Annotated in this window: 11 protein-coding genes; 8 read left to right on the top strand and 3 right to left on the bottom strand. The window is 71.2% G+C overall.

The features are described 5' to 3' along the window. Nucleotides 1-35: 35 nt before the first annotated feature. Nucleotides 36-1,373, bottom strand: coding sequence for a jacalin-like lectin (locus tag SSP29_RS22350; protein WP_089102529.1), 1,338 nt, complete (start codon nt 1,371-1,373; stop codon nt 36-38). A gap of 495 nt (nt 1,374-1,868) precedes the next feature. Here SSP29_RS22350 and SSP29_RS59875 point away from each other — a divergent pair, with 495 nt between their 5' ends. Then, nucleotides 1,869-2,573, top strand: a complete 705-nt coding sequence (locus SSP29_RS59875) for a lamin tail domain-containing protein (RefSeq protein ID WP_368669251.1) — start codon at nt 1,869-1,871, stop codon at nt 2,571-2,573. Nucleotides 2,574-2,627: 54 nt separating this feature from the next. On the opposite strand, the gene SSP29_RS22340 is transcribed toward SSP29_RS59875, so the two are convergent. Next, nucleotides 2,628-3,584: a ScbA/BarX family gamma-butyrolactone biosynthesis protein gene (locus tag SSP29_RS22340; RefSeq protein ID WP_089102528.1), complete on the bottom strand. Its 957-nt coding sequence runs from the start codon at nt 3,582-3,584 to the stop codon at nt 2,628-2,630. A gap of 396 nt (nt 3,585-3,980) precedes the next feature. Between SSP29_RS22340 and SSP29_RS22335 the strand changes: the two genes are divergently transcribed. The 5 genes from SSP29_RS22335 to SSP29_RS22315 all read left to right on the top strand — a co-directional run bounded on the left by SSP29_RS22335 (nt 3,981) and on the right by SSP29_RS22315 (nt 8,115). After that, the gene (locus SSP29_RS22335) at nt 3,981-4,712 is read left to right on the top strand and encodes an HAD family hydrolase (protein ID WP_089102527.1); all 732 of its coding nucleotides are present in this window, start codon (nt 3,981-3,983) and stop codon (nt 4,710-4,712) included. Continuing rightward, entirely contained in the window at nt 4,709-5,482 is a 774-nt protein-coding gene (locus SSP29_RS22330; RefSeq protein ID WP_089102526.1) for an SDR family NAD(P)-dependent oxidoreductase, read from the top strand. Before SSP29_RS22335 ends, SSP29_RS22330 begins: the two co-directional genes overlap by 4 nt. A gap of 174 nt (nt 5,483-5,656) precedes the next feature. Continuing rightward, on the top strand, nt 5,657-6,322 hold the full coding sequence (locus SSP29_RS22325; protein ID WP_089102525.1) for a ScbR family autoregulator-binding transcription factor: 666 nt from the start codon (nt 5,657-5,659) through the stop codon (nt 6,320-6,322). 217 nt (nt 6,323-6,539) lie between these two features. Then, nucleotides 6,540-7,208 carry a ScbR family autoregulator-binding transcription factor gene (locus tag SSP29_RS22320; RefSeq protein WP_089102524.1) on the top strand — a complete coding sequence of 223 codons (669 nt, stop codon included), beginning with the start codon at nt 6,540-6,542 and terminating at the stop codon, nt 7,206-7,208. A gap of 82 nt (nt 7,209-7,290) precedes the next feature. Further along, nucleotides 7,291-8,115, top strand: a complete 825-nt coding sequence (locus SSP29_RS22315; protein ID WP_089102523.1) for an AfsR/SARP family transcriptional regulator — start codon at nt 7,291-7,293, stop codon at nt 8,113-8,115. Nucleotides 8,116-8,145: 30 nt separating this feature from the next. On the opposite strand, the gene SSP29_RS22310 is transcribed toward SSP29_RS22315, so the two are convergent. Continuing rightward, the gene (locus SSP29_RS22310; RefSeq protein WP_089102522.1) at nt 8,146-9,417 is read right to left on the bottom strand and encodes an FAD-dependent oxidoreductase; all 1,272 of its coding nucleotides are present in this window, start codon (nt 9,415-9,417) and stop codon (nt 8,146-8,148) included. 401 nt (nt 9,418-9,818) lie between these two features. Between SSP29_RS22310 and SSP29_RS22305 the strand changes: the two genes are divergently transcribed. Both SSP29_RS22305 and SSP29_RS22300 read left to right on the top strand, forming a co-directional pair. Next, nucleotides 9,819-10,856 carry a DMT family transporter gene (locus SSP29_RS22305; protein WP_368669250.1) on the top strand — a complete coding sequence of 346 codons (1,038 nt, stop codon included), beginning with the start codon at nt 9,819-9,821 and terminating at the stop codon, nt 10,854-10,856. Between the two features lie 284 nt (nt 10,857-11,140). Next, entirely contained in the window at nt 11,141-11,968 is an 828-nt protein-coding gene (locus SSP29_RS22300; RefSeq protein WP_089102520.1) for an AfsR/SARP family transcriptional regulator, read from the top strand. Nucleotide 11,969 lies beyond the last annotated feature (1 nt).

Below are 11,969 nucleotides of genomic sequence, written 5' to 3'. Positions count from 1 at the left end.
GACCGTTCGTGGCGTCCGCCGGCCGGCCGGGCGCGTCAGCGCTTGGTGTAGATGAAGCCGACCTTGTCGAGCTCGTCACCGGAGCGGCCGTGGAAGCCGGCGATCTGCCAGCCCGACGGCGCGGTGCGGGTCACGCAGTCCGAGGTCGTCGTGCCACCGGCGAGGGTGTTGCCCAGGTTGGTGGTGAACTTGGCGTAGAAGATGCGGGTCGTGTTGTTGTACTTGCTCTCGCACAGGTACGCCGTCGTCACGTACTCGTTGCTGCCCAGCGTCAGCGAGGACGCCGTGCCGCCGGTGCCGCCGTGGGTGAGCGTCGTGCCGTCGGCGAGGGTGATGCCGACCTGGTCGACACGGGAGCCGGAGCGCAGCGAGATGCTGGTGGCGCGGGCGCCGACGGCCACCTTGTCGATGTCCTGGTAGTAGTCGCCGTGCGGACCGCCGAACTGGTCGCTCAGCTGGAAGTTGGCGTTCTCGGACCAGGAGAAGCCGACCGTGATCGGGTCGTGGTCGGAGAGCATCAGCCCGTCGGACGTCAGGAACTTGGCGTGCTCGTTGTTGTACGAGGTCGCGTTGAGGTTGACGAGCTTGCTGCTGCGGTACAGCACCTTGTCGACGACCTCGCAGGTGTTGGGCACGGTCGCCCCTGACTGGTCGCAGACCAGCGCGTCGCTGCCCTTGGCCGGCGCGCTGCCGCCGCGGATCAGCTGCACCCAGGCGTCGGTGAGCCCGTTGTTCGAGGCGAACTCGGCGATGGTGTCGGCGGTGCGGGTGTAGCGGGTGTTGGTGTCACCCATCACCACCACGGCGTTGCCGGCCGAGTGGGTGCCGATGAAGGCGGTCAGCTGGCTGAGGTTGTCGGCCCGGGAGGCCTCGTCGCCGTCGTTCGTGCCCGCGTTGGTGTGCAGGTTGTAGAAGTCGACGTAGACGCCCTCGGCGAGCCGCTCGCGCATGAAGGTGAAGCCCTTCGGCGTGAGGCAGTCGCCGGAGTCGATCTGGCAGGAGTTCCAGCCGACGCGCTCGAAGTCGTCTCCGTCCCAGGCGTAGTTGGAGACGGTGTTGAGACCGCTGCCGATGCCCGCGCCGCCGCTGGTCGCGGTGCGGTAGGGGTGGGTGTCGGTGGCGTACAGGTACGCGTGGTAGTTGAAGTCCTCCTGGACGTTGACGATGTCGTACGGCGCGATGCGCGTGCCGATCGCCGTGGTGCTGGTGTCGCGCGGGGTGGGTGCGCTCGACAGGCCTTCCGGAAGCCCGGCGACGTTGTACGTGAGCACGCTGAACGTGCCGGAGGCGGCCGCCGCGGCCGGGGTGGCCGTCGCCGTGAGCCCGCCGAGAGCGGCGACGGCGGCCGCCAGACAGGCAACGAGTCTGCGCATGGGGGTGTCTCCTACGGGGAGGTGTGCGCTGAGAGTTGTGGGCATGCCAATGAGGCACGCCAAAACGTAGCGGCAAACGCTTTCTTCGGACCCCCTCTTGTTACTAACCAGTTTGGAAATTCCGCGTGACGTTCAGAAGATCGATTTCTGTTCGCGGGGCCGATCGGGTGCTGACTGTTACTCACTTTCGGGTGATCCGGGCACCGTTCGCCCACTGGTCCGATGGTGGCCGAGGCCGTTGCCTGTGGGGCGGAAAGAGCTGAAGGAGTGTCAAATCCACTCATTCAACTAATAAATGGACGTTACACGCGAGAGTCATAGGAAAGCGAAGGATCTGTAATAGGCGCCGTGTGCGTCCCGAAGGCCGCACGGCCGGGCTGCAAGGTGTGGATGCGCGGCCGCCCGGCCGCCATCCAGCTCCACACACCCCTCGCGTCCTGCGGCTTCGCGTCGCCCGCGGCTGGAGTGTGCTCGAACCCCGTGAAGGGGGACCACGTGTCCGTTTCCGTTTCCGCGACCGCCCGCCGTCTCGGCTCCGCCGCCGCTGTGGCGGCCGCCCTGGTGGGCGTCACGGCCCTGCCGGCCGCTGCGCATCCCGCTCTGTCGCACCGCGATGCGGTCGTCATCAGTGCCGTACAGCACGACGTTCAGGGCCGGGCGGTCTTCTCCGGCCGCGCCCTGAACCGGGAGTGGGTGGACGTCACGAACACCTCCCGCCGGGACGTGAACCTCAGCGGCTGGACCCTGTCGGACGCCGACGGTCACAGCTACACCTTCCGCCATTACCGGCTGGCGGGCGACGCCACGGTCCGCGTCCACACCGGGGAGGGCCGGGACACCCTGACGGACCTGTACCAGGACCGCCGCTCCTCCGTTTTTAACCACGACGCCGACACCGCCACCCTGCGCAACGAGCGCGGGCGCTACGTCGACTCCGCCTCCTGGGGCCTGCACCACCGCCGCGACATGGACGACCGGCACGCCTTCGGTCACCGTGACATGGACGACCGGCGCGACTTCGGTCACCGGGACGCGGACGACCGGCGCGACTTCGGTCACCGGGACGCGGACGACCGGCGCGACTTCGGTCACCGGGACGCGGACGACCGGCACGCCTTCGGCCACCGCGGCGGGGACGACCGGCGCGACTTCGGTCACCGGGACGCGGGCGACCGGCACGACTTCGGTCACCGGCACTGACACGTGGGACATCCGCCGCCAGGCCCCTGCGAGGGGGCTCGGCGGCGGCCCCTGTCAGCCCTGGACGACCGGCCCGCTGACCGTGGACGTGAAGACGACCTCGCCGTCCTGCATGCCGACGACGTCGACCGTGGCCGTGCCGTCGCCCCTGGCCGTCACCCCCGTGATGTCGATCCAGCAAGGGCTGTCGAGTTCGACGTACCGGTTGAACGACGTGGACGTGCTCGCCGGGATCAGCGCGCGGGGTGCCAGCCGGGCGCAGGCGGCCTGGCGGGCGCCCTCCATGAGGACCATGCCGGGCAGGTGGTCGCCGCCGTGGTCGAACAGGATCGGGTGGTCCAGGTCAGGGGTGAGCAGCCAGCGGTCCGGCGCGTCCGTGGCCGTCAGCACCACGTCGGCGGGGGAGGTGCGGCCCACGGCCGCCGGCGGCATCGGGCCGGCCGCGACGACAGGGCCGGCCGAAGCCGTCTGCCTCTCCGGCCGGTTGGCGCGCAGCCGGGTGTAAACGGGCGGCGTGACGATGGAGTACCGCCCCTCTCCGTGGGCCACGGGCAGGCCGTCCCGGCGCAGGACGAACCGGATGCCCATCCGGCGCGCCGAAGCCCGGCCGCGCGGTGCGGAGTCCGGGCAGGTCACGTCGAGTTCGAAGTCGGTGGGCCGGGAGGCGATCCGCAGCCGCTCCAGATCGGTGTGGCAACTGAGCGACCACAGCACGAAGTGATGGCCGAGCGGGACGCCGTGTTCCGCGTGCGTCACGAACATACCGGCCTGCCGAAACGTCTCTGCGGCCTGGAGCGGGTCATGACTCGAACCGTCGGCGCTGTTGAAGAACGTATGGGCGCGGGGCCACTGTCCGGTGAGGGAGAACCGCAGTCCGTCGTCCTGGGCGGTACAGCCGGTGAGGAACACCTCGGCGAGGGAGGCGCGGTGGACGTACTCCTTGGGGACCGTGGTGGTCAGCCGAGGCAGTACGGGCAGACCGACTCCGATCTCGCCGGCGGACAGACTCATCGACAACCCCCCGTCGGATAGCTCTTCGTTGGCTTGAAGCTCTGTTCGACGCCTATAAGATACGGACCTACCGGTTTTCTCGGGTCGGCCACCAGGTAAAGGATTCACCAAGCGTGGTTCGACTCGATCCATGCATGACTCCGCTCAGTGGTGGTTTGGCCAAGTATTTTTGCGCTCAACCGCGCCGAAGGCACGGCGAATAACGGACTAAGTGGCAGATGTCGACGGCTGGTTGTCGATGGGGGCGGGATCCGGACCGCCGCACGAAAACCTGTACGACGGTCTCTTTCGGCCAAGTTCCCCTGGCCCCGGCCCGCCCGACGCGGTGCCCGAAGCGCACCCCGCCTCGACAGCCCCTGCATGATTGTCGAACGGCCTGCGAGAGGGAGAGCCCCGATGGAACCACTGCGCACCCTGCGCCTCGCCGCCGTCAACATCGACGGCGTCCTGCTCAACGACAGCTTCAGTCCCGTTCTGTACCGCGTCGTCCTCAAGTACGGCGGTTCGTACACCCGGGAGCTGGAACAGCGGCTCTTCTCGCAGTCCCGGCTCGCGGCCGCGAAGGTGCTGCTGGAGGAGACCGGCGCCGGGGTGAGCGAGCAGGAGGCCATCGCCGACTACTTCGCCGAGCGCGAGCGCTACCTGCGCGACCACCCCGTCCACATCCTCGACGGCGCCGAGGAACTCCTGCACCGGCTGCGCGCCCTGGGCCTGGACGTCATCTGCTACGGCGGCCTCGACGAGGACCACTTCCGCCGCCATCTCGGCGCCTGGGAGCACCTGTTCACCGCGCCCCACTACATCTGCACCGACGACTTCCGCCCCGGCATCCGGGAGATCGTCCGGGACCGCTTCGGCCTCGACCACCACCAGGTCCTCTTCATCGACGACGTCGCCCGCTTCGCCGGCCATGCCAGGGAACTGGACGTGCCCTTCGTCGGCCACCCCAGCACCTTCGAACACGGCTTCCAGCGCGAGCTGATGCGCGAACTCGGCGTCCGGCACCTGGTCGGCGGTCTCGCCGAGATCGACGAGGAGCGCCTGCGCACCCTCGACCGCGAGGCCGGGCTCGGCACCGTCTGGCAGGACGCCGACGCCCTCTCCGGCACGCGTGAGGTGACCGGATGACCGCCGGGGACGGAGCCGCACTGGCGGGCCGGGTCGTTCTCGTCACCGGCGCCAGCAGCGGCATCGGGGCCGCCGCGGCCCGGGTGTTCGCCCGGCAGGGGGCCACCGTGGTCCTCACGGCCCGCCGCGAGGACAGGCTGCGCGAACTCGTCGACGAACTGCGCGCCCGGGGTGCCGAGGCGAGCCACCGCACCCTGGACGTACGCGACGGCGAGGAGGTGCGGCGGACCGTCGAGTTCACCGTCGAGCGGTACGGGCGCCTCGACGCCGCCTTCAACAACGCCGGCGTCACGCTGCCGAAGACGCCGATGCACCTCATCGCCGACGCCGACTACGAGCGGATCACCGAGACCAACGTGCGGGGCGTGTGGAACTGTCTGCGGCACGAGATCACCGCCATGCTGGAGACCGGCGGCGGCTCGATCGTCAACACCAGCAGCGTGGGCGGCCTGGTCGCCTCCTCGGCGGCCGCCCCCTACATCGCCTCCAAGCACGCGGTGATCGGACTGACCAAGGCCGCCGCCGTCGAGTACGCCCCGCACCACATCCGCGTCAACGCCATCGCCCCGGGCCTGACCCGCTCCGAGATGGTCGACGACTGGTTCGCCAGGTCGCCCGGGAACGAGGCGCGCGCCTACCGTTCCGCCCCGCAGGCCCGCGCCGCCGACCCGGAGGAGGTCGCGGAGGCCGCCGCCTGGCTGTGCGGTGACAAGGCGAGCTTCGTCACGGGTGCCACACTTACCGTGGACGGCGGGCGCACCGCCTGGTGAACTGCCCGGCAGGTGCCGCGCCGAAGCTCCGGCTCCGGTGCGGGACCTGCGCGAAACCGGCGCGGAATCAGGGCGGGGCCGACCGGGAATCGATACTGTGCGGCCGAAGTACCGACCCCCGATTGGGGTAAGGTACGTCACGTCCGGTTTTGTTTTGACCGAGGAGGGGTCCCCATGGCGCGTCAGGAGCGTGCGATTCGGACCCGACGCGCTGTTGTCGAGGCCGCTGCCGCGGTCTTCGCGGAGCGCGGATACACGGCGGCGACGATCTCCGAGATCCTTGAGCGGGCCGGAGTCACCAAGGGTGCCCTGTACTTCCACTTCGACTCCAAGGAAGCCCTCGCGCGGGGTGTGATCAACGCCCAGATCAGCGACGACTACTGGGTGCCGCGCGAGCTGAAGCTCCAGGAGTGGGTGGACATCGGCATGACGCTGGCCCACCGGATCCCCAAGGAGGTCATCCTCCTCGCCGGCATACGGCTCTCCGCCGACCTTCAGGGGCGCTCCCTGTTCGGCAGCGCCTGGCCCGCCTGGACCCAACTGGTGACGGACAAGCTCGTGGAGGCCAAGGCGCGCGGCGAGGTGCTGCCGCACGTCACGCCGCGCGAGACCGCCGAGTGCTTCCTCGGGGCCTGGATCGGGACCCAGTTCATGTCCGAGGCGCTCTCCGACTGGACCGACCTCAACGACCGCATCTCCGTCCTCTACAACCACGTACTGCCGGCCATAGCCACTCCCGCGGCCCTGATCCGGCTGGACACCGCGCCCGACCGGGGCGCCCGGGTCGTCGAGGAAGTCGAGCGTCACCGGCAGGAATCGCCCGTACCCACCGAGGCCTGACCAGCCTCGAACCAAACCGCCTTCCTGGTTTGTTACGCCCCGAGGCCGTGCCTCGGGAGGCGTGCGAGGACCTCCGGAGCAGCCCGAGCGGGCCCCGAGCGCCGACAAACCTACTAGTCATGCTGTTTGCTAAGGTTCTCGAATCGGAATGCTGTCGGCCCAGGGAGGAATCGGACCGCCCGAATTCCGGATTCGCCCGGATCAACAGGGGGACGCGATGGTCAAGCAGCTCCGGGCGGCCCGAACCCGCCAGGCCCTCGTTCTTGCCGCCGCAGAGATCTTCGCCGCCGACGGGTACGCGCTGTCCTCGCTGCCCGCGATCAGCCGGCGGGCCGGAGTGAGCGCCGGAGCGCTGCACTTCCACTTTCCCAACAAGGACGCCCTCGCGATCGAGGTGGAGAGCGCGGCCCGGCGGTCCGTCGAGCAACTGGTAGCCGACCGGCGGCCGTCGGCCGCCTCCGCACTGCACCTGCTGGTCACGGTCACCCGGGAAGTCCTGGGCGCGGTCGCGGCCGACGTCGTCGTCCGCGCCGGATTCAAACTGAGCGTCGATCCCTCCCGCAAGAACGCCATGGGGTTCGGCTGCTGGTGGCGTGCCTGGGTGTGCGAGGAACTGCTGCGCGCGCAGCGTGCGGGAGAGCTGGCCGAAGGGGTGTCACCGGACCGGGTGGCCGCGGTGATAGTCGCCGCGACGGTCGGCTTCGAAGTGCTCGGCGCGGAGGACCGCGACCGGATCTCACCCCGCCACGTCGAGCAGTTCTGGTCCCTGGTACTTCCCCAACTCGCGGCGCACAGCGACCAGTTCACAGGCGTTGGGCTCTCCGATTCCTGCTCCGACCCCTGGACGCGGGTCAAGAGCACGCCAACCGGCCGGAGTTCGGTTTGACAAACCGCCCGTGCCGTTTTTGACTCGGGGGCCCAGGAGCCGCCCCGCACCACCCACGGCGGCGGACGAGCAGAGGGACGGCATGGACATCGGCATACTCGGCGCTCTCGACGTGCGTGAGAACGGCGTCCCCATCATCCCGACCGCACCCAAGCCGCGTCAGGTGCTCGCCGTGCTCGCGCTGCACGCCGACCGGGCGGTGACCGTCGGGACGCTGACCGAGGAACTCTGGGGGCGACAGGCACCGCGCAGCGCACGCCCCACCCTGCAGACGTACATCATGCACCTGCGCGACCTCATCGCCTCGGCGCTCGCGGCGGCCGGTGACGGCACGGGCGCGCGCACCGCCAAGACGGTCCTGCGTACCGTACCCGGCGGCTATCTGCTCGACAGCGGTGAAGGCGCCAGCGACGTCCGGGAGTTCGAGCGGATCGCCGGCACCGGCTACCGGACGAGGGAGGCCGGGGACCAGCGCGAGGCCGCCCGGCTGCTGCGCGCCGCGCTCGGCCTGTGGCGGGGCCCGGCCCTGGCCGACATCTCCGCGGGGGAGTATCTGCACGCCCGGATCCGTGGACTGGAGGAGAGCCGGCTGTGTGCGCTGGACCAGCGCATCGAGGCCGACCTCCGGCTCGGCCGGCACCGCGAGCTGATCCCCGAACTCACCGTACTGGCCGCCCGCCACCCCACCCACGAGAGCCTGTGCGGCCAGCTCATGCTCGCCCTGCACCGCTCGGGCCGCCGGAGCGACGCCCTCGACGCCTACCAGCGACTGCGCACCACCCTGGTGCGCGACCAGGGACTGGAGCCCTCGGCCGCGCTGGGCAGAATACGGCAGTCGGTGCTGGCGGCCCCCGACGACGACACCCCGGCGCCCGGTACGGCGGACCCGCTCGCCCGGATCGGCTGACGGGCCCGCCCGGATCGGCCGGCGACCTGCTCAGCCGGCCGCGGCGTGCCGGGCGATGCGGACGGCGGCGAACTCCGTGCCCGCCACGAACCGCATCATCGGCCCGAACATCGGCGCCGCGAGCGAACCGGTGAAGTACAGGCCGGGCACCGACGACTCGAACGTCCCCCGCAGTGCGGGGGCGTTCGAGCCCGGCACGCACGCCACGGCGCGCCGCACCGTGGGAGACAGGAACGGCAGGGCGTCCAGGTCCAGCCGGTAGCCGGTGGCCGCGAGCACATGGTCGACGGCGAGGGACTCGCGCTCGCCCCCGGGACCGGCGACATCCAGGCGCACCTCCGGGCCGCGCACCACGGCCCCCGTGACCCGGCGCTCGGTGTGCACCGGTACGACACCCTCCACCCGCTCCCGCAGCCACCAGCCGCCCGACGGCCCGAGCGCCCGCCGGAACAGCAGCAGCCGGGCCGGCGCGGGCAGCCACCGCACACCACCGGGCGACGCGCAGACCGCGGCCAGGATCCAGCCCGTGCCGAGCGGCGAGGCAGGCTTGGCCACCCGCTGCGTCCAGGGCCGGGCCAGGTCGGGCGTCATGCCCCACAGCACCGTCCGCTCGCGCACCAGAACCTGCGCCTCGGCGCCCGCCTCGTGCAGCAGCGCGGCGCTCTCCAGCGCCGACTGGCCACCGCCGATGACGGCCACCCGCCGCCCCGCGTACATGGACAGATCCGTGTGGTGGCTGGTGTGCGACACGAGCGCCCGCGGGCCCGGCCCCTCGGGGGCGAGCTGCCGCAGCTCGTCCGGGACATGGGCGAGACCGTTCAGGCCGGTCGCCACCACGACGGCCGAGGCCGCCATCTCCTTCCCGTCGTCCAGCCGGACGACGAAACCGGGGCCGTCCGCCGGCCGCTCGACCGCCGTCACCCGGGCCGGTTCGACCTCACCGACGTACCGCTTCTGGAACCACTGCCCGTACCGCACGAAGACATCGCACGGGATCGGTGTCAGCTCGGTCAGTTCCGGCTCGCTCTGCGCGCGCCGGAAGTCCGCCAGCCGGCCGCCGGGCTCCGGCGCCGACAGGTCGGTCGCGTCCGGCGTCGATTTCAGGTACATCCCGGTGGCCATGGCGTGCCGCCAGCTGCCCATCACGTCACCGAAGACGCGGACCGGTGCCCCCGCCGCCCGCAGGTGGGCGGCCACCGACAGTCCGTACGGCCCGGCACCGATCACGACGACGGGTGGCCGCCCGTGTCCGGCGAACGTCTGCTCCTGGGCAGGGCGCTGCCCCGGAAGCGACTGCGTCATGCATTCCTCCGCTTGTCTGCTCGCCGCCTTCCCCAAAGCGGCGCGACACTGCGGGATGGCACGTCCGGCGTGAAACGGACGTGCTCGTCCCCCCTCCGCGGGTGAGTCTCTCCCACGGGCAGGTGCCGGGAAACGATATCGACGCACGTTGGCCAAAACTTGGTCGAACCATACGACAAGTGACGTCGACCATGTCATTGACGTGCGGCGGACGGCCGCCGATGATCACGGAACCGACAGGACCGGTCGGCGCCCGCCGGCGGGCCGCCCCGGTAGGATCCTTCCGTGAACACCTACTGGCACGTCGTTCTGCCGCCGCTCTGCGCCTGACCGGGCGCACCCGCTGACGGCTCGAACCCACGCTCCCGGCCCTGCCTCCGAGGCGGCCCGGGGCCTGCGTCGTGCGCCCGTATCGAAACCAGTCCGCAGACGGTATTCGACGACGGAAGTTCACGACTGTGCCGAACGACACCTCATCCCGCCCTTCCCGCGCGCTCGGCGGAGCTGCCTCCGCGCGCCCGCGTCCCCGCCACGCAGGCCCGTTCGCCGGGCCGCTCCCGATCCTCACGGCCGCCGTGCTGTGGGGCACCACCGGGACCGCGAGCTCCCTCGCCCCCGCCGGAGTGCCGGCCGCGGCCATCGGCGCCGCCGGCCTGGTCCTCGGCGGTCTGCTGCTGTTCCTGACCGCACCCGGCAGCCGCTCCCTGCCAGGGGCCTGCACCGGCGGCGAGCGCCGGCTGCTCGCCCTCGGCACCCTCGCGGTGGCCGGGTACCCGCTCGCCTTCTACCCCGCCGTGGCCCGCACGGGCGTGGCGGTGGCCACCGTGATCGCGCTCGGCGGCGCCCCCGTCTTCGCCGGCCTCCTCGCCTGGTTCACCAGCCGGTCCCGCCCCTCGGCCCGCTGGGCCACCGCGACCGCGGCCGCCGTCCTCGGCTGCACGGTGCTCGTCCTCGGGCCGGGGCTGGCCGGCGACGGCGCCCCCGTGGACGTCCTCGGTGTCGTGTCGGCCGGCCTCGCGGGACTGTCGTACGCGGTGTACGCCCTGGTCGGCGGGCGGCTCATCGCCCACGGACATGCCTCCGGCGCCGTGCTGGGCGTGATGTTCGGGGGAGCGGCACTGCTCGTGCTGCCGGTGGTGCTGTGGAGTGCCGGTGGCGGACTGCTGACGGTGCGGGGCGCGCTGGTCGTCCTGTACCTCGGCGCGGTCACCACCTTCCTCTGCTACCGCCTGTTCGGGCACGGCCTGCGCCGCACCGCCCCCCAGACCGCGACGACCCTGACACTGGCCGAGCCGGCCGTGGCCGCGGTCCTGGGGGTCGCGGTCCTGGGCGAGCGCCTGCCGGGCGTCTCCTGGTGCGGACTGGCGGTGCTGGCGCTCGGCATCGTGCTCCTCGCCGTCCCCGTCGGCAGCCGCGGTCGGGGCACCCGGCACGAGTGACAGTCAAGTAACCGACCGGATGGTCTGTTTAATGCTGTTGCCGAAGATGGGATCCCGCCTGATTCGGTGGCCGCATCGAATGACTCGATCGGGTCCGGACCGCCCTCCCGGTCGCCGAAGCAGTGGCGCTGTGCTGGCACTTCGGCGACCGGCAGGGGTGGGCGGAGCGTCGTCACCGTTCTCCGGCGGTCCGTTGGAAGCGGTCCGGCCACTGGTCTATTGACAGACTGTCCATGCTGTTTTCTACTGGCGGAGTGTCAGATGAGAGGACCAGGGAGACGCGTGTGGACATCGGTCTGCTGGGTGCACTGAACGTGCGGGAGAACGGGGCCTCCATCGCGCCGACCGCACCGAAGCCCCGCCAGGTGCTGGCCCTGCTGGCCCTGCGCGCGGACCAGCTGGTGTCCGTCCCGACCCTGATCGAGGAACTCTGGGCGGGCACTCCACCGCGCAGTGCCCGCACCACCCTGCAGACCTACGTGCTCCAGCTCAGGGAGCTCATCGCGACGGCGCTGGGGGGTCCGGATCCCGAGGACGCGGCCGCCGGCTCCGCCAAGGACGTGCTGGTGACCCTGCCGGGCGGCTATCTGCTCGCCGCCGGAGGCGGCTCCAGCGACGTCCGGGAGTTCGACCGGCTGCGCGAACAGGGCGGCCGCGCCATGGACGACGGGAACTTCGCCGACGCCTCCAGCACCCTGCGCCGGGCGCTCGACCTGTGGAACGGCCCGCCCTTCGCCGACGTGCCCACCGGGGACCATCTGGGCATGGAGGCGCGGCGGCTGGAGGAGAGCCGGCTGTGCGCGCTGGACCAGCGCATCGAGGCCGACCTCCGGCTCGGCAGGCACCGCGAACTGCTCGCCGAACTCACCGTCCTGACCAGCCGCTACCACTCCCACGAGAACCTGCACGCGCAGTTCATGCTCGCCCTCTACCGCTCGGGCCGGCGCGGCGAGGCCCTCCTCGTCTACCAGCGGCTGCGCACCCTCCTCGTCAGGGACCAGGGAATGGAGCCGTCGGCACGCCTGCGCCGCCTCCAGCAGTCCATCCTCAAGGCCACCGCCGAGAACCCCGGCACACCACCGCACCACGACGAACTGGCACGCGTGCCCTGAA

This window comes from Streptomyces hyaluromycini (assembly GCF_002217755.1).
Classification (GTDB): Bacteria; Actinomycetota; Actinomycetes; order Streptomycetales; family Streptomycetaceae; genus Streptomyces; species Streptomyces hyaluromycini.
Note: the sequence above shows the minus strand (reverse complement) of the source record. Positions and strands in the feature narration are given on the sequence as shown.